Annotated in this window: 18 protein-coding genes; 9 read left to right on the forward strand and 9 right to left on the reverse strand. The window is 67.3% G+C overall.

Going from position 1 to position 17575, the window contains the following annotated elements; genetic code table 11:
• Positions 1–206 (reverse strand): hypothetical protein (locus ACIQ6O_RS04010; RefSeq protein WP_396206490.1); only part of this gene is annotated, 206 nt, incomplete at its 3' end.
• 161 nt (positions 207–367) lie between these two features.
• Between ACIQ6O_RS04010 and ACIQ6O_RS04015 the strand changes: the two genes are divergently transcribed.
• From ACIQ6O_RS04015 to ACIQ6O_RS04030, 4 genes are all read left to right on the forward strand, one after another.
• Positions 368–1249: a LysR family transcriptional regulator gene (locus ACIQ6O_RS04015; RefSeq protein WP_396206491.1), complete on the forward strand. Its 882-nt coding sequence runs from the start codon at positions 368–370 to the stop codon at positions 1247–1249.
• A 107-nt stretch (positions 1250–1356) separates the two neighbouring features.
• A complete protein-coding gene (locus ACIQ6O_RS04020; protein WP_396206492.1) occupies positions 1357–1650 on the forward strand; it encodes a Dabb family protein in 294 nt (97 codons plus the stop codon).
• 72 nt (positions 1651–1722) lie between these two features.
• Positions 1723–2250, forward strand: coding sequence for a DinB family protein (locus ACIQ6O_RS04025; protein ID WP_396206493.1), 528 nt, complete (start codon positions 1723–1725; stop codon positions 2248–2250).
• 9 nt (positions 2251–2259) lie between these two features.
• On the forward strand, positions 2260–2922 hold the full coding sequence (locus tag ACIQ6O_RS04030) for a spermidine synthase (RefSeq protein ID WP_396206494.1): 663 nt from the start codon (positions 2260–2262) through the stop codon (positions 2920–2922).
• A gap of 44 nt (positions 2923–2966) precedes the next feature.
• On the opposite strand, the gene ACIQ6O_RS04035 is transcribed toward ACIQ6O_RS04030, so the two are convergent.
• Positions 2967–3500 (reverse strand): DUF1569 domain-containing protein, encoded by a 534-nt coding sequence (locus ACIQ6O_RS04035; protein ID WP_396206496.1) that lies wholly within the window; start codon positions 3498–3500, stop codon positions 2967–2969.
• Between ACIQ6O_RS04035 and ACIQ6O_RS04040 the strand changes: the two genes are divergently transcribed.
• Positions 3499–4743: a phosphodiester glycosidase family protein gene (locus ACIQ6O_RS04040; protein WP_396206497.1), complete on the forward strand. Its 1245-nt coding sequence runs from the start codon at positions 3499–3501 to the stop codon at positions 4741–4743. The genes ACIQ6O_RS04035 and ACIQ6O_RS04040 overlap by 2 nt on opposite strands.
• A gap of 22 nt (positions 4744–4765) precedes the next feature.
• Here ACIQ6O_RS04040 and ACIQ6O_RS04045 read toward each other — a convergent pair whose 3' ends face one another.
• Positions 4766–5773 (reverse strand): serine hydrolase, encoded by a 1008-nt coding sequence (locus ACIQ6O_RS04045; protein WP_396206498.1) that lies wholly within the window; start codon positions 5771–5773, stop codon positions 4766–4768.
• A 179-nt stretch (positions 5774–5952) separates the two neighbouring features.
• Here ACIQ6O_RS04045 and ACIQ6O_RS04050 point away from each other — a divergent pair, with 179 nt between their 5' ends.
• Positions 5953–6387 (forward strand): secondary thiamine-phosphate synthase enzyme YjbQ, encoded by a 435-nt coding sequence (locus ACIQ6O_RS04050; protein ID WP_396206499.1) that lies wholly within the window; start codon positions 5953–5955, stop codon positions 6385–6387.
• 2 nt (positions 6388–6389) lie between these two features.
• Positions 6390–7682, forward strand: coding sequence for a RuBisCO large subunit C-terminal-like domain-containing protein (locus tag ACIQ6O_RS04055; protein WP_396206501.1), 1293 nt, complete (start codon positions 6390–6392; stop codon positions 7680–7682).
• A gap of 3 nt (positions 7683–7685) precedes the next feature.
• Here ACIQ6O_RS04055 and moeB read toward each other — a convergent pair whose 3' ends face one another.
• The 5 genes from moeB to ACIQ6O_RS04080 form a co-directional block, all read right to left on the reverse strand.
• Positions 7686–8828, reverse strand: a complete 1143-nt coding sequence (moeB, locus tag ACIQ6O_RS04060) for a molybdopterin-synthase adenylyltransferase MoeB (protein WP_396206502.1) — start codon at positions 8826–8828, stop codon at positions 7686–7688.
• A 200-nt stretch (positions 8829–9028) separates the two neighbouring features.
• Positions 9029–10645 carry an alkaline phosphatase D family protein gene (locus ACIQ6O_RS04065; protein ID WP_396206503.1) on the reverse strand — a complete coding sequence of 539 codons (1617 nt, stop codon included), beginning with the start codon at positions 10643–10645 and terminating at the stop codon, positions 9029–9031.
• A gap of 84 nt (positions 10646–10729) precedes the next feature.
• On the reverse strand, positions 10730–10930 hold the full coding sequence (locus ACIQ6O_RS04070) for a hypothetical protein (RefSeq protein WP_396206504.1): 201 nt from the start codon (positions 10928–10930) through the stop codon (positions 10730–10732).
• Between the two features lie 159 nt (positions 10931–11089).
• Positions 11090–12760 carry a DUF885 family protein gene (locus ACIQ6O_RS04075; protein ID WP_396206505.1) on the reverse strand — a complete coding sequence of 557 codons (1671 nt, stop codon included), beginning with the start codon at positions 12758–12760 and terminating at the stop codon, positions 11090–11092.
• Positions 12761–12875: 115 nt separating this feature from the next.
• Positions 12876–13724 (reverse strand): response regulator, encoded by an 849-nt coding sequence (locus ACIQ6O_RS04080; RefSeq protein ID WP_396206506.1) that lies wholly within the window; start codon positions 13722–13724, stop codon positions 12876–12878.
• A 128-nt stretch (positions 13725–13852) separates the two neighbouring features.
• Here ACIQ6O_RS04080 and ACIQ6O_RS04085 point away from each other — a divergent pair, with 128 nt between their 5' ends.
• Together ACIQ6O_RS04085 and ACIQ6O_RS04090 are read left to right on the forward strand one after the other, a co-directional pair.
• Positions 13853–15352, forward strand: a complete 1500-nt coding sequence (locus ACIQ6O_RS04085) for an APC family permease (protein ID WP_396206507.1) — start codon at positions 13853–13855, stop codon at positions 15350–15352.
• A 37-nt stretch (positions 15353–15389) separates the two neighbouring features.
• Positions 15390–16844 (forward strand): aldo/keto reductase, encoded by a 1455-nt coding sequence (locus ACIQ6O_RS04090; protein ID WP_396206508.1) that lies wholly within the window; start codon positions 15390–15392, stop codon positions 16842–16844.
• Here ACIQ6O_RS04090 and ACIQ6O_RS04095 read toward each other — a convergent pair.
• Positions 16837–17575, reverse strand: a 739-nt coding sequence (locus tag ACIQ6O_RS04095) for a hypothetical protein (protein WP_396206509.1), incomplete at its 5' end; no start/stop codon positions are given. The two genes, ACIQ6O_RS04090 and ACIQ6O_RS04095, sit on opposite strands and share 8 nt — an antisense overlap.

Below are 17575 nucleotides of genomic sequence, written 5' to 3' on the forward strand. Positions count from 1 at the left end.
TCGAGCTGCTTGAGCGCTTCGCTGTACTTGTAGCCCGGAAGCGGATTGGAGAGCGACGAATGCTGACGCAGGATGCCCACGTTGAGGGCATTGGGCCACCAGTCGCGGTTGGTGCGACCGTGCGGGCCGGCCATCGTCTTCGGCGCGGCGGCCGCGCCGTGCATCACGGGGCACTTGCCCCCGTTTCCACCGGAATGTCCTTCCATCGATCTCTCTCTCCGAACGGAGTTGGTCTGGCAGAGGGACGCGCGCTGCAATCACGGCGGCGCACGCGGATATGTCTGTTGGAAGGATAGGGATTCCAGGTATAGGCAGCAATGGCGGTATTCCTATAAATCCCATAGGTAAATACTATATCTCTATGGACATGACACTGCTTCGGGCCTTCGTGGAGACGGCCGACGCCGGGAGTCTGAGCCGTGCGGCCGGCCATCTGGGGCTGTCACAGCCATCGCTCTCGGGGCAGATCCGCCGGCTCGAGGAGCAGCTGGGCTCGGTCCTCTTCGAGCGGCACGGGCGCGGCGTGAGCATGACGGCCGCCGGTCGCACCCTCTACCCGCGTGCCCGGCGGTTGCTCGACGAACTCCGGGCCACCGAGGAGGCGGTACGGCGCGAAGGGGCGGCCGGCGGCGGGGTGCTGCAGGTGGGCGCCATTCCCACGGTCGCGCCATACGTGCTCCCTGGCGCCCTGCGCCGGTTTCATGCCCACCACGCCACCACACGGGTCGAGCTGCGCGAGGACTACAGTGCCGTGCTCGCGCGCCTGCTGCTGGACGGCGCCCTCGATGTGGTGATCGCCGCGCTGCCGTACGCCTTCGACCATCTCGGCACAGAGGTGTTGGGGACCGACGCGCTGGTGGTGGCCGTGCCGATCTCGCACCCGGCGGCGCGCGCTGGCCGCATCACGTTGCAGCAGTTGCACGACGCGCCGGCCGTAACGCTCGACCCGGCCCACTGCCTCGGTGAACAGGTCGCGGGGTTCTGCTCGACGCGGCAGCTCTCCCCGTCGGTGGTGTGCCGCAGCGCGCAGTTGGCGACGGTGCTGGAGCTTGTGGGGGCCGACGTGGGCGTGAGCATCGTGCCGGCGATGGCGGCCACGCGGCACAACACGCCGGCGTGCGCCTACGTGCCGCTGGTGGATCATGCACTGCAGCGGGACATCGTGGCGGTATGGCGACGTGGGGCCGTGCCGGGCGCCGAGGCGCGCGCCTTCGTGGACGCCGTGCGCGATGTCGTGCGCGGGTGGTGATCGGGGGGTGAGCGGGCGGTGAGCGCGTCGTAGGCGATCACGGTTGCGGAGGCCGCCGGCAACGGTGACTTTCCGGTTTCCCTCTCGATTCCTTCAGCCACATCGTCATGCTCGTCCACGCCGTTTACTTCTGGCTGCGCCCCGATCTCACCGACGACGAGCGCGCGCGCTTCGCGTCGAATCTCCAGGGCCTCGCGGCGATTCCGGCACAGGGGTGCTACATCGGCACGCCCGCCTCGACCGACCGTCCGGTCATCGATCGCACGTACACGTGGGCGCTCGTGCTGCTGTTCAAGGACATGGCCGAGCACGACGGGTATCAGGTGCACCCCACCCACCAGGCGTTCGTGGCCGAGAATAAGCAGTACTGGAGCCGGGTGCAGATCTACGATTCGGAGTGACGGGAGAACAGCTCGGCTGTTCCCACCCTCGAGCCACAAATGACCCGCATTCGTGCGAAGCGCTGACCACACATGACTGATCGGTGGTCGAGCGCCCTCGCCGAGCACGCGCACGTACTCAGCGAGTACCTGCGCGTGGCGCGTGATTTCCCGGCGGACCGATGGCAGCGCATGCCTGCGCCCGGGCGATGGTCGGCGGCTGCACTCACGCTGCATGTGGCCGACGCGTACTGCTATGGGTACGAGGCCGCATCGGGCGGCCCAGGCATGCGCCTGCTCGCGCCGCCGCTCGCGGCGTGGGTGTCGCGCACCGTGATCTTGCCCGTCATGCTGTGGTTGAAGCGGTTCCCGCGCGAAGCACCGGTTCCCACGGAGGTGCGCCCCGATCTCACGCTGGCGCACACACTCACGCAGACCGAGTTGGTCGAGCGTCTCGAGCGGGAGGCCGGCAAGGCGATCGCCACCTTTCAGCTGCCGACCGCCACGCGCGTGATGCACGCGTACTTCGGATCACTCACGCCGTATCAGACGCTGCGCTTGGTCACGGCGCACACGCGCCATCACACCATCGGCCTGCGCGACCGTCTCGGAGCCGACTAGCTTTCTCGCATGAAACCCCTTGAACGGCTGGGCGAAGCGAAGACGCCCGATGGCACCGTGCTGCAGCTCTACCGGCACGACGGCGCGTATCTCATTCGCGCCGACGGCGTGGAACTCATGTCCACGCGTCGTCATCTCTCCGAGGACAAGCTGGCCGAGGTCGCGTGCGCACCGCTGGTCACCAAGCCCAAGGCGCGGGTGCTGATCGGCGGCCTGGGGCTCGGCTTCACGTTGCGCGAGGCGCTACGTCATCTCGGCCCCGACGCCGAGGTGGTGGTGGCCGAGCTCGTGGCCGAGGTGATTCAGTGGAACGCGAACCCGGAGTACGCGCTCTCGGCGGAGGCCATGGCCGATCCACGCGTGCGCATCGTGCACGAGGATGTGTCGAAAGTGCTCCGCAACAACGTGGGCGGGTTCCACGCGATCATGCTCGATACGGACAACGGTCCGGAGGGGATGATCATGAAAGAGAACTCCCGGCTGTATGCCACGCGCGGTATCGCGGCCACGATGGCGGCCCTCAAGCCGGAGGGGACGATTGCCTATTGGTCGGTGGGCGACGATCCCGGTTTCGTGCGCGCGCTCGAGAACGCGGGACTCGAGGTGAAGGCGATGAAGGTGCGCGCCCACGCCACGTCGGGGCCGTTTCACACGCTGTACATCGCCAGCTGACGGGCCTGAAGGCCCCAGCCATACAGCCACACCGCGGTTTGGAGTTACACGCCGAACTGCTGCAGGTGGTGGTCGAGGTGCTTCGAGAACAGGCCGTTCCATTCGGTCGCCGTGAGCGGGCCGAAGGAGAGCGACGCGCGCCCCTCGAATTTCGCCCGTCCCTCGGCGGCCACCCGCTGCAGATACGCTAGCAGGCGCTCGCGTTCCGTCTCGAAATCGCGCGTGTCGGTAATGCGGAACGCCGGCGCCGTGGGCGTGTTGCGCGGGTAGGGCGCCGGCCCCACGACCCGCTGCTTCACGATCTTCTTCAGCACCCAGCGCATGATGGGATTGGGGCGCGGATGCTTGTCCGTGTAGACCATCTCGTACGCCACGTTCACGTGGGCGAGCATCTCGCTCACGGACATCTTCCCCCAGAGGGGCTGTGTGTCGGGCGTGAGCGCGCTGATACGGCGCTGCATGGCTTCAATGCCGTGCGAATCGAAGAGATCGGGATAACCGGACATGACCGTGGGCTGGACGTTCCGCCAACGATACCGCATCCTCTCCGGATTCACCACGTCCGGAGTAGGCTGCATGCGTTCTATCTCATGGGTTCGTCATTCCGTCGCGCGGGGCATCGCGACGTTGCTGCTCGCGGGATGCGCCTCCGGTGCGCACCGGAGCGACCCGCAGGCCGCTGTACAAGCTACGGCGCAGGCGCTCGGGCCCGGTGTGGAGTGGTGGCAGTATCGCGATGCTCGCGGGCCCTGGCGCATTGCCGTGGTGAAGGTGGATCTCACGCAGCAGGCCGTGCAGCTCCGCGCCGTGCATGGCCGTGATTCGCTCACGGGGCGCGAGCGTCCGTCGTCGCTGGCGGCGCGCCTCAACTCCGACGCGCTCCCGGTTCGCGTGGCCATCAACGCCGACTTCTTCGATCTGCGCACGGGGCGCACGGAGAACAATCAGGTCACCGATGGCGAATGGTGGGTGGGCCGCATGGTCAGCGACTCTCCGTTCGACAGCTACGACAACGTGCACAGCCAGCTCGCCGTCGCCCACGACGGCCGGGCCAGTATCGCCCGCTACGTGTTGGACGCACGCGCGTGGGGGCGGGGTGGCGTCATTCCCGTACTCGGCGTGAATCACGCCCCGAGTGGCACCTTCGAAGGAACGGTTCTCTACACCCCACGCATGGGGGGCCGCACGCCGCGTGATTCGGCAGTGCGTGACAGCGTGCCGCCGCGGCGGGTGGCTGAGATACCGCTGCGCGCCGTTGGCTCGCGCGGGGACACCATCGTGTACGTGGCGACCACGGCGCCGGTAACCAGCGCCGGTACCCCTATTCCCGCCGATGGGGCCGTGTTGTCGGCGTCCGGTGACCGGGTGCCCTCCCTGCAGCAATGGCGCGAAGGTGACACGGTGCGTGTGTGGCTCGGCACGCAGCCCGCTCTGCGAGATGCGCGTCCACCGGCCCAGTTGATCGGCGGGTGGCCGCGCATTCTCGAGGGGGGCGTCAACGTCGCCACCGAAGCGCCCTCGCGCGAAGGCACCATCTCGCGTAACGCCGAGGCCCGGCATCCGCGGAGCGCTGTGGGCCTCTCACGCGACGGGCGAACGATGTGGCTGCTGGCGGTGGATGGTCGCAGCGACTCGAGCGTGGGCATGACCCTCGTGGAGCTCGCTGATGCCATGCGCGCCCTCGGCGCGTGGGATGCACTCAACTTCGACGGCGGCGGTAGCACGTCGCTCGTCATCGACGGACGCCTCGTGAACAGCCCGTCTGATCCCACGGGCGAGCGCGCCGTTGGCAACGCGCTGCTGGTGCTGCAACGGCGATAGGGCAACGGAGGCCCCGCGCCGTTTACTTCCAGGCGTTCACGAGTTTCGCCGCGATCTGCCCGATGGTGTTCTCCAGCACCGCGAAGTCGCCGGTGTTGCCATTGGTGAACACACTGATCACGATGGGGCCACCCTCGTACTCGATGATGCCCACATCGCTGCCGCTGATGGGCGGGAAGTCCCCGGTCTTGTGCGCCACGGTCACCCCCGCGGCATAGCGTAGCGTGGCGGGTAACCGCGTCGTGTAGAACTGGCCACGTAGATGGCGCAGCATGGCGTCGCTGTGTTCGCGATTGGCGAACTTCGCGTCGAGAAGGCCACGCAGCAGGACGCTCATTTCGCGCGCTGTGGTGCGCCCCAGCCACATGCTGGTGTCGGCGGTGAAGCGAAAACGGATGGCCGCGAGCAAATCGGCCGACACGCCGGCCGGCGTGCGTGCCCGATACACCTGCACGTCATCCCACGTAGCCCGTGATGGGTCGTACGCGGCCTGCAGCAGGCGGAAGAAGTCACCGATGCTGTGCAGCATGCGAGTGTTGGGTAGGCCGATCTCCTGCATCAGCGTGTTGACCCGCGCCCGTTGCACACGAGCGAGCACCAGATCGGTGGCCGTGTTGTCGCTGGTGATGATCATCTGATCGATGAGATCGCGCATGGTGGGCGCGAGCCCCACGCCGAACCGCTTGAGCAGCCCGGTGCCCCCGCGCAGCTCTTCCTCGCGAATCGTGTGGCGCTCGTCGAGCGACAGTGTCCCCGCCTGCGCATCGCGGTACGCCTGCAGCATGATGGGGACCTTGATCACGCTCATGGTGCTCATGGGCTGATCGGCGCGGATCGCGATCGTTCGGCCACTCGGCACATGCTCGGCGTAGAGACTCGTCTGCGCCGGCAGCGCGTCGAGCAGACGCTGTACCTCCGTGCGCAGTGCGGCGTCGGAACCCTGCGCACCGGCGACCATGGTGACCGGCGACCAGATCAGGATGGACAAGACAGCCAGAAGCGCGCGCAACACGAGACGAGGGCGGGGCATGGCAGGAGCGTGGGTTGGTCCGTGGAAATGCGAAGTGGCCGGCCTTGTCATAACCTGCCGTCGCGGCCCGTGTCCAGAAATCCGGCAGCGCGTTCCCGATCCAGGGACGCTGTTGCTCAACACACTCATCGCCCGTCACGCCCCTTGCGTCACACCGCTGGGTGGGTGAGGATGGCGGTATGTCTACGCGCATTTTCACCCACCGGTTGTCGGTGGAGACCACGCAGCCTATCGAGATTCTCGACATCACGGAGCCGGTGCGCGCGTGGCTGCGCACGACCGGCGTGACGCAGGGGCTGCTCACGGTGATGTCGCCGCACACCACGGCGCGGATCACGATCAACGAACGCGAAGCCGAGTTGCAGCGTGATATGATCCGCTGGCTCGAGGCGCTCGCGCCGGCCGATGCCGACTACGGGCACAATCGCGCGCCGGTGGATGATCGACTCAATGCGCACGCGCATCTGCTGGGCCTCTTCATGAACGCCAGCGAGTCCATTCCCGTTGCCGACATGACGCTCGATCTCGGCGGCTGGCAGTCGCTTTTCTTCGTGGAGCTCGACGGGCCGCGTCCGCATCGCGACGTGAAGCTGCACCTTATCGCGGTGGAGTGACGATGCACCCCAACGACATCGAAGGTTTCTTCACCACGCGGGCGGCGATCGATCCCGAGGCCTACCTCGAGCTCACGTTTACGTTCGAGTGTGCCGGTGATCCGCGCGCGGCGGCGGCACATCTGGCGAGTGAACAGTCCACGGCGCAGTGGCATCGCGTCGGTGTGAAGGAGGACTTCCGTCCCAAATTCGCGGCCAAGGTGCTGGAGTTGGAGGCGGAACCCGTAGCCGCCTTCTCCCTGCCGCTCGGCGTGGTGCCGCCGGGCCCCGTGCATCGCTGTCGTGCGGTCATTGCGCATCCGTGGAACAACTTCGGCCCGCGGCTCCCCAACCTCATCACCGCGGTGATGGGTGAGGGAATCTTCTTCGCACCGGGTATTCCCATCATCCGGCTCGAGGACATGCGCTTTCCGGAGGCGTTCCTCGCGCATTTCGACGGCCCGCAGTTCGGCATCGCCGGTGTGCGTACGCGTCTCCAGGTGTACGACCGCCCCATCTTCTTTGGCGTGATCAAGCCGAACATCGGCCTCGCGCCTGAGCCCTTCTCAGAGCTTGGCTATGAAGGGTGGATGGGTGGTCTCGATATCGCGAAGGACGACGAGATGCTGGCGGATGCGCCGTATTCGCCGCTCGCCGAGCGGGCCGCGCTGTTGGGGGCGGCACGGCGCCGCGCTGAGCAGGAAACCGGCGTGCCCAAGGGTTTTCTTGCCAACATCACCGATGAAGTGGATCGTCTGGCGGCGCTGCACGATGTGGCGGTGAATGCCGGTGCCACGATGGTGATGGTGAATGCGATGCCTGTGGGCGTGAGCGGGGTGCGGGCGCTACGTCGGGTGGCCACGGTGCCGATCGTGACACACTTCCCGTTCATCGCGGCGTTCAGTCGCGTACCCACGCATGGAGTGCACTCGCGCGTCTTCACGCGGCTGCAGCGACTCGCTGGCGCCGATGTGGTGATCATGCCGGGGTTCGGCGATCGCATGATGACGCCGGCGAGCGAAGTGCGCGAGTGCGTGCACGCCTGCCTCGAACCGATGGGCAACATCAAGCCCAGTTTACCCGTGCCGGGCGGCAGCGACAATGCGGCCACCCTCGAGGGTGTGTTCCGGCAGGTGGGCACGGTGGACTTCGGTTTCGTGCCCGGCCGCGGCGTGTTCGCGCATCCGATGGGGCCGCGTGGTGGCGCGGCGAGCCTGCATCAGGCGTGGGCAGCCATCGCGAGCGGCGTGCCAGTGGCGGAACACGCGCGGCGCCATGCGGAATTGGCCGCGGTGTTCGGGGTCAGCGTGGAGTGACCGTCAGCCGTCGAACCAGCGCATCATGCCACCGGCCAGCGATTCCACGCGGGTGAAGCCGCGCGCCATGAGCTGACGGGCGGCGCTCGCGCTGCGCATACCGCTCCGGCACACGAGCACGGTGGGGACGTCGGGTGAGAGCGTCGCCGCTTCATGCTCGAGGGTGGCCAGCGGAATGCAGCGCGCACCGTCGATGATGCCCTCCGTCGTTTCCGCGGGCTCGCGCACATCGATGAGTTGCAGCGGTTCACCGCGCGCGAGGCGGTCGCGCAGATTCGCCGGTTCTACTTCGCGCACCCGCGTCTCGGCATTGCTGTGCAGCCCCGGCGTACCGCAGAACTGGTCGTAGTCGATGAGCTGGGTGATTTCGCGCGTGCCGCAGGCGGGACAGGCGGGATTGCGATCGATGCGCAGCGTGCGGAACGCCATGCCGTACGCGTCGATCATGAGCAGCTTGCCGGCCAGGGTGTCACCAAGCCCCAGCAGCAGCTTGAGTGTTTCGGTGGCCTGAATGGTGCCCACCAGTCCTGGCAGTACGCCGAACACGCCGCCTTCCGCGCAGTTGGGCACCATGTCCGGCGGAGGTGGCTCGGGATAGAGGCAGCGATAGCATGGCCCGTCGGGGGTGGCGAACACCGACGCCTGCCCGTCGAAACGGAACACTGACCCGTACACGTTCGGGATGCCCAGCAGCACGCACGCATCGTTCACGAGGTAGCGCGTGGCGAAGTTGTCGGTGCCGTCGACCACCACGTCGTACTCCCGCATGATGTCGAGCGCATTCGCGGACGTGAGCCAGCCGGCATGGGTCTTCACGACCACGTGCGGGTTCACGTCGTGCAGGCGATCGCGCGCCGAGTCGAGTTTGCTGCGTCCGATGTCCGACGTGCCGTGCAGCAGTTGGCGCTGCAGGTTGGTCACGTCCACGACGTCATTGTCGATGAGTCCCAGTGTCCCCACTCCGGCGGCGGCGAGGTACAACGCCACGGGTGATCCGAGGCCACCGGCACCAACGACGAGTACACGCGCCGCTTTGAGGCGCTGCTGTCCCTCCATGCCCACCCCGGGCAGGATGAGATGGCGCCGATAGCGTTCGCGCTCGGCGGCCGTCAGCGCCGGAAGTTGGTGGTCGTGATCAGAGGACATGGGCCTACCCAATTAACGTCGCCGCCGGGAGAAGTGGAGAAGGGGGGAACTGAAATTGGGAGAAAGGGGAAAGGGAGAAAAGGCGATGGCAAAAAAAGCTGAAAAATCTCCGGCTGAACCGTCACTCCCCTTTTCTCCCCGGCTCCTTTTCTCCCAATATCAGTTCCTCCCTTTCTCCCATTCTCCGCGCAGCAAAGCTTTTACGGTCGCGGCTCGAGTTCCGTCGACCAGAGCCGTTTGCCCGTCACGTCCCACAGTGCTGCCGTGAGGGCACGCGTCTGCGGGTCGATGTCCAGCGTGCCGTAGAACTGCAGGTTGTCGCTGGGCGGGCGGTTGGGTGACGGGGCAGCACTCGCGAATCGGACTTCCGGCCCGAAGGTGCCATCGAGGTCGTTCGGGCCGAAGGTGCCGGCGTGCATGGGGCCGGCCACGAATTCCCAGAAGGCGTCGAACCGCGTGAACGCCGCGCGCTCCGGGGCATAGTGATGGGCCGCGCAGTAGTGCACGTCGGCGGTGATCCAGACCACGTTGCGCACCTGCGCGTCCTGGAGCGTGCGCAGCAGACGCGCGATGTCGTGTTCGCGCCCCAGTGGCGCGCCACCGTCGGCGTTGGCCACGGCTTCGTAGTTGCGCACCCCATCGCGAATGGGGTCGTTCACCACCAGACCAATCGGCATGTCGCACGCAATGATCTTCCACGTGGCCGTGCTCGCCCGCAGCGACTGCTCCAGCCACGCGAGCTGCGCGTCACCGAGAATGGCCGAAGCCGCCGAGGGTTCCGGCTGTCGGTTGGGGGAGTTCGCCCCACGGTAGCTGCGCAGGTCCACCACGAAGATGTCCGCCAGCGCTCCCAGGCTGAACGAACGGTAGATCCGATTCTTCTCGGTGTCGTGGCGCCGGATGGGGAGAAACTCGAAGAGCGCCTGCTGCGCCCGCTCGGCGAGCACCCGCACCCGCTTCTCGGTGTAGCGCGGGTCGTTCTCGAGGACGAGATCGTGGAACCAGTTGTTCACCACCTCGTGATCGTCCCACTGCGCGATGATGGGTACACTCGCGCCGAACTGACGGGCATGCTCGTCGAGCAGGTTGTAGGCGAACGCGCCGCGGTAGTCGTCGAGGGTTTCGCACACCTTGCTCTTGGCGTCGGTCATGACGTTCCGCCACACTGTGCCGTCGTCGAGCTTCACCTCGGGCAGTAACGGACCATCGGCATAGATGTTGTCGCCAGAATGCACGAATACATCGGGCTCCGCGCGGCGCAGTGCATCGTACATGCGGATGCCGCCGCGCGACGTATCGATGCCCCATCCCTGTCCCACCATGTCGCCCGACCAGGCGATGCGCACCGGACGCGTGGGCGTCGCGCCGGCCAGCGAAGGCGTGCGGAACTGGCCGACAACAGGCTCGCTGAACGTCCCGGGGCTCGACACACTCTCGTACCGGGCGCGATAGAAAATCGTCTCGCCTGCCGGGAGGCCGGTGAGGTCGAGATGTGTGGTGAAGGCCCCGTCGCTGGTGGCCACCGGGCCCGAGAGACGCCGCGCATTGCGGAAGCGATCGGTGGTGTCCCACTCCACCTGCAGGCGCGCCTCGCGGTCGGTCCGTCCCCAGAGGATCGCGCGCGTGGGCCACGGATCGCCGGTCTGCACGCCACTCGGCCACTGGGGGCGGAGCCGTTCACTGGTGATGATGGCTGGCGCGCCGATGGGCTGGGGGCCAATGGCCGGCCAGAGCGCGCTGCGGGAGAGCACGCCGGAGGTACCGGCCGAAACGAGCGCCGCCAGAAAGTCGCGACGCGGCAGCTGGGAGTCACTCATGGGACCCCCAAGATACACGACGGGCGCGACACCGTAGCGTCGCGCCCGTCACGAATCCGACGTCCAGCGTAAATCCGTCGTGAATCAGTCGCCGAATACGGCCGCGTCGGGACCGGCCTTCTCCGACCCGTACGCCGCCGAGGCCGGCGGATGCGTGGCGCCAAGGCGCGTGCCGATGGCTACGCCGCCGATGGTGATGAACACCACGCCGATGACCATCACGACGCGGTTGATGAGCTTCAGCGAGTGCGCTTCGTGCGCATCTTCGCAGAGGTTATCGAACATGGATAGCGGATCTGTGGGTGATGAATCCGATCGGGGACCAACTCACTCAAATATCGGATGGTGTACGTTCGTGCTGCAGTCCCGTGCCCCGGAATTCGGGCGTGGACCGCTGATTTCGCTATCCGAACTATGGAATGACACCGGATCGTCGGCCACGCCTCAGCGGAACGGCAGCGGCCCCTGACCGTCCTTGAGTTCGCGCACCATGCGGTCATCACCGGTGAGCTCCCAGTAGATCATCGACACCGGAATCATGCCCGCCGCGTTCACCTCGTCGAGGAACCGCTTCATGGTGAAGGCGCTGCCCAGCTGACGTGCCCGCTCGGCCATCGCTTCTTCCATGAGGCGTCCGCCGGTCACGTAGGTGGCCCCGTACCCCGGCTGCCGGAGATACAGATGCTGCTCGAACCCGAGCAGCGGATCCCGTCGCATCCAGCCGCGCGGCGTCCAGTCCACATGCAGGTTGCCGGCACCCGCCATGTCGAGCTCGTTGCTGTGCGCGTAGAGATTGCCCAGCCCGCGGGCGGCACGGGCGGCGAGCATCGCCCAGATGATCTCGCGTGAGCGCGGGCTGTCGTCGTACAAGCCGGCGTGCATGGTCCACTCTTCCATCACCGTCGCCATCCCCTCGGCGCGGCTCATCCACACGTTGTAGCGCAGCGGCTCCCGACGGATGGGGTTGGCATGCGGTTCCACGCGAATGCGCATGTTGTCCCACCAGTGCCAGAGATGCGCCCAGAGCGTGCGCGGATCCCGGTGCGTGGCCTGCGCGAAGAAGTTGCGCGAGGGTTCCGGTGAGAAGCCCATGAAGCGCTCGCGCAGCGCACGCTCCATCCACGGCTTCATCGTGATCAGCTGCTTGTCGCGCCAGAACCCGAGGTACTTGGGCAGCATCGTGTCCTGCAGCGCCGCAAACTCGGCGGCGTTGGCGGCCACCCGCATCGGCGGCAGCGCGGCATTGCGGGCCTCTTCGAAGCGCAGGGACGCGTGGGCGCGGGCGAGTTCACGACGCGTGATCGTGACTTCCTCGTCCCACGTGAGCGGCATGAGCAGCACGTTGCGCAGATACCAGGTGTACTGCGCCTTGCCGATACCCGAGGGTCCGGTGCGCTTCGGCGATTCGGCCCGCAGCCACTCTGCGAACCGCACGGTGGCCTGCTCGGCATCGGTGATCGCCTTCGCGAGCGCCGCGTCCTTCGGATGCAGCTGCTTCACCCGCGTCGATAGCGTGCCGAGGGCCTCGTGTTGTTCCTCGAAGGCCCGGATGCCACCGATCCAGAGATCCTTCGCGTTCGCGTCAGCGAGGTTGAGCCGGGCCTGCGTCAGGAGGGGGGGAATCGACCGCAGTGCCGTGGTGAGTCGCGCCCGCTCCTCGGGGGTCAGCGCGCGCACGGTATCGAGTGCGGTGCGGGGCCAGATGCCGTACTGCCAGAGCCGGATGGCGCCGTGAATCGTCGGTCCCTCTTCCGCCGGCGTATCGCTCTCTTCGGTGCGTACCGACGCGTAGTAGGCCGGATCACGCGAGAACGGCTGCAGCACCGTGAGGTGATACAGCATGCCGTTCATCTCGGCACGCACGAGATGCCAGTCCACCTGCTGCGAGATGCTCCACCCCGTCGTGTCGATGGTGGTGAGCTGCTGCTGTAGCGCGCGCAACTCGCCGAGGCGTCGCGCGTTGGTGGCGGGGGTGTAGTCGGGGGCGCCGTCTACGCGCGGCGCTTCCTCGAAGGTGCGCCAGCGGTCGAACAGCGTGCGCAGATCGGCGTACCGATCGGGGGGCGGCTGAAACGCCACCAGTGGCAGGGCGAGGAGCAGGAATTTGAAAGGCATGCCCCGAAGCTGTGGGCGGTTCGGGGCGCGCGCCAGTTCTGGCAGGGCGGCATGCCCGGCGATCAGGGCGACCTGTGATCGCCGACGAGGGCGCTCATCGGCGGCGCACGGCCGATCATCCCATCCCGTCCGGGGGGCGGCCCACGGTGTCATCCGCTCGCCGGATGCTGGCCGCGAGCTGCTCGGTGCGCCGCTGGTCGGTGAGGTCCTGCAGCACGCCGGAGATGACCTGCCGGTCGGCGCCGATGCGCCCCGCTTGTCCTACAAGGCGCAGCAGGAACTCCCGCCCCTCGACCATCACCGGCAGTTCGAGGTCGAGCGCTTCGCCACGCTCGCGGGCGAGACGGATGGTGTGGTGCGCCTGTTGGCGCTCCGCCACGATCACCAGGTCCACGAGCGTCTGGACGTGTACCGGCGAGGCCGCGACCACGCCCGTCAGCGGCATCGTGTCGTCGGACCACGAGAGCGTATCACTGGCGAGATCCCAGTGAAAAAAGTTCAGCTTGGCGATGCGTCGTGCCGTGGCCTCTCGTGACCGGTTGAGACGGAGTTCGCGATTGAGGCGCCCCGCACGCATGGCGTACCGAACCCGTTGCAGCAGGAGGCGCCACTGAAAGGGTTTGCTCAGGAAGTCCGTGGCGCCGGCGGCGAAGGCACGGTCGACGGTCTCGACGTCATCGGCGCCGGTGAGCATGACGACGGGGACATCGTGGTGCGGATCGAGGAGACGCAGGCGCTCGCAGGTCACGAACCCGTTGATGCCCGGCATGACGACATCAAGCAGCACCAGGTCGGGTATCGAGGCCTGAAACCGGAGCAGCGCCTCTTCACCCGAACCGGCCATGTCGACCTGGTATCCATCGCTGGCCAATACTTGCTGGAGCAAGGTCAGCGTGGTGGGGTCGTCGTCGGCGACGAGGATGCGGGCGACCGGTGAACCCGTGAGATCGGAGAGTGGCGGCACGGAGGAGACGTCGGGAGAACGCGCGCAAGGTACGCGGGAGGTAGTTTCCTGCTCCGCCGCGGAATCTGGAAGTCCCGCCGTTTCACATTCTGTGTCCGCACCTTCATGGTCGTCGCGATTCACCTCTCATGACCCGATCCGAACAAGAGGCCCCCAAGACCCCGCGTTTGCGGCGGGAACTCGGACTCGTCGGCCTGGCCGCTGCCGGCATCGGCTCCATGGTGGGCGCCGGCATCAACATCGTGCCGTTCGCGCTGCAGCGATCGGTGCCCGGGATCGGTGAGTACGTCCTGCCGGCCTATCTGCTGGCGGCCATTCCCGCGATCCTTGCCGCCCTCTGCTACGCCATGCTCGGCAGCGCGATGCCGCGCGCCGGGGGCTCGTACGTGTACGCCAGCCGGGCGATCGGTCCCTATACGGGATTCCTCGCCTCGTTCTCCCAGTGGTTCGGGCTGTGCATCGCCATCGGGGTGGTGAGCTACGTCATCCCGCCCTTCCTCCGGGACACGGCGCGTGCGGCGCAGTGGCAGGAACTTGCCGTCACGCTCGATCACCGCGGGGTGCGTCTGGGGCTGGCCCTTGGCTTTCTGTGGACGTTCGTGCTTGTGAATCTTCGCGGTGTGAAGGCGGTGACGCGCACCCTCGTGCCGCTGGTGGTGCTGGTGTTCCTCTGCAGCGGTCTGGTCGTGATTACCGGCTTCTCGCACAGCGCCGACGAGTATCGCGCCCTGATCAGCGCGCGTGGCGAGCAGGCCATGCTGGCCGGGGTGTCCGGGGATTTCTGGCGCGTCGTGCCGCCGGCGGCCGCGGTGCTCTTCTCCAGCTTCATCGGCTTCGACGTGATTGCGCAGGCCGGTGGTGAAGCGAAGGACCCGTCGCGCACACTGCCGCTCGCGATCGGGCTCGCGATCGGTACGGTGGGGCTCTTCTACTTTGCGTTCACCGGGGCCGTGTATCGGGCCGTGCCGTGGCAGTACGTCGCGGCGGCCAGCGCCTCCGGCGACGTTACGGCGCCCGGGTTGCTCACGCCGTTGGTTTCGCCGGCCGTGGGTGTGCTCATGATGTCCGGTGCCGCACTCGCGCTGATCAAGGACCTGCCCGGCATGCTGCTGGGTGTATCCCGCCTCTGTTTCGCGTGGGCGGAAGACGGGGTGTTTCCTCGCGCCATGGCGTCGGTCGACGCCACACACGGCACGCCGCGCACCGCCCTGTTCACGTCGGCGACGCTCTCCACGCTTGGCATTCTCGGCGGCCACTTCGCCGGCGACTTCTTCCTCGGCGTCGACATTCTGGTCACAGCGATGCTGGTGAACTTCGTCATCATGGCGTGCGCTGTGCTGCGACTGCCGGCCCATAACCCCGCGCTCGCGCGTGATGTGCGGGTGCTGCGGGCGCGGTGGGCCCAGGTGGCCGTGGCGGTGGCGGCGCTCGTGGGGCTCGGGGCGCTCCTCGTGGTGCACTCGTGGCGCGATCTCACGGCCACGGTGCCGGGGTGGTATGCCCGCTCGACCCTCGTCTGGCTGGTCGTCATGGCCATCGGTACCGTGATCTACCTGCGGGAGACGCGCGCTCTGGCGGCGCGTGGCAGCGACCTGCGCGCGATAACTTCCGTGCTGCCGGCCGAATAGCCGCAGCGTCGCACCACTTCTTCCCTTCATTCGGCTCATGATCGAACGCATTTCGCTCGCCCCCGGACTGACCATTGCCCGCGCGCTCACGGGACTCTGGCAGATCGCCGACATGGAACGGGACGGCCGGGAGCTCGATCCGGCCGTCGCGGCGCGCGCGATGCAGCCGTATGTCGATGCCGGCCTGACGACCTTCGACATGGCCGACCACTACGGCTCGGCGGAGATCGTTGCCGGCACGTTCCGCACCGCGGGCGGGTACGACGCGTCGCAGGTGCAGTGTCTCACCAAGTGGGTGCCCGAACCGGGCCCAGTCAGCGCCGCCGACGTGCGGGCCGCCATCGATCGCGCCTGTGCGCGCCTGCGCACCGATCGCATCGACCTGCTGCAGTTCCATGCGTGGACGTTCGCCGACCCGCGCTGGCTCGATGCGCTGTGGCTGCTCGAAGCCGAACGCGACGCGGGGCGCATCGGCGCGATCGGGCTCACCAATTTCGACACGGCGCACCTGCGGGTAGCGATCGCGTCCGGGATCCGCCTCGCGAGCAATCAGGTGAGTGGCAGCCTCATCGACACGCGCTTCACGCGTAAGCTGGCGCCGTATGCGTCACAGCATGGGGTGGGCATTCTGTGTTACGGCACAGTCCTGGGCGGCTTCCTGAGCGAGCGTTGGCTCGGCGCGCCGGAGCCGAACTGGGATGCGCTGGAGACGTGGTCGCAGATGAAGTACGGCCGGTTCATCCGCACGGCGGGGGGCTGGGAGAAGTTCCAGGGGGTGCTGCGCGCGGCACACACGGTGGCCGCGAAGCACGGCGTATCCATCGCGCTCGTGGCGAGCCGGTGGGTGCTCGATCAGCCCGGGGTGGCAGGGGTGATCGTGGGGGCGCGACTCGGCCAATCGCAGCACGTGGCCGATACGACCCGCCTCTTTACCTTTGCGCTCGATGACGAGGACCGCGCGCTGCTCGCGGCGGCGCAGGCGGCGCTCGATCCCATTCCCGGCGACTGCGGCGACGAGTACCGCACGCCGCCGTTTCTCACGGCGAGCGGCGATCTGTCGCATCATCTCTCGAGTTTCCCGGCGCCGTTCATCACACGTCCCGGTCATGACGATCGCACGCTGGCGCTGAGCGGCACGGTGTGGGAGCCGATGGCCGGCTACAGCCGCGCCGTACGGAAGGGCAACCGGATCCACGTGTCGGGAACGACGGCCACGCACGGTAGCCGAGCCATCGGCGGCGACGATGCGGCGGCGCAGACCCACTTCTGCATCGACAAGATCGCGGGCGCGTTGCAGTCGCTCGGTGGACGTCTCGAGGATGTGGTGCGCACCCGGGTGTTCGTGAGCCAGGTGGATCGCGACTGGGAGGCGGTGGCCCGTGCTCACGGTGAGCGGTTCGGCCACATCCTGCCCGCGAACACCATGGTGCAGGCGTCGCTCATCGGCGACGAGTATCTGGTGGAAATCGAGGCCGACGCGGAACTCAGCTAGCGTCGCCGTGGGCACGCCGGAAGTTGTGCCGCAACGTGCGACGCTTCACCAGTGCCTGCACATGCTCGCGTTGCAGCAGGTACAGCACGTACCCGAAGGCTGCCGCGATCTGGGTGAGGATCCAGAGGGACAGGCTCGCGGCGGCCTCGGCCTGAAATCCCCGCATGCCCTGCAAAAGCGCCGAGGCGATCATACTCCACCCGATAATCGGGAGGAGCGCCGATCGCGGCGTTCCGGTGTCACGGCCGCGGTATTCGGCGCCCATGTAGCCCACCAGTGTGAAGGCCACCACCTGTTCGAGGGCCCGAAACACCACGCCATTGGTCGGTGTCACACCGGGTGGCATGAGGGCCAGCGTCCCGCGCCATTCGAGCTGGTCGACGGTCACCGGCCACACGGCGGAGAGCGCCAGATACGCGGCAAAGAGCGGCAGCACGATGCGGAGCGTCGGCAGTTCGAAGCGCCGGTTGACGCCCGCGGCACTGGTGGCGTTTGCCGGCCGCATGGCGCGTTGGGTGGTGATGTCGCGCAGCATCGCTACAGCCAGCACCACGATGGTGCCCGGCACGATCACTGATGGGTCTCCACGGGCTCCGGGAATGAAGGCCACGAGTGCCCACCCGATGGTTGTGACCGGGAGCCACCACGCCGGCGGGGCCGGTCGTACGTACGCCGCGTGTACGGTCCCGAGGATGGCGCCGGCGATGAGTCCGGGGCCGAGCACGAGCAGA

The sequence above is a fragment of the Gemmatimonas sp. genome (assembly GCF_044345575.1).
Taxonomy (GTDB): Bacteria; Gemmatimonadota; Gemmatimonadetes; order Gemmatimonadales; family Gemmatimonadaceae; genus Gemmatimonas.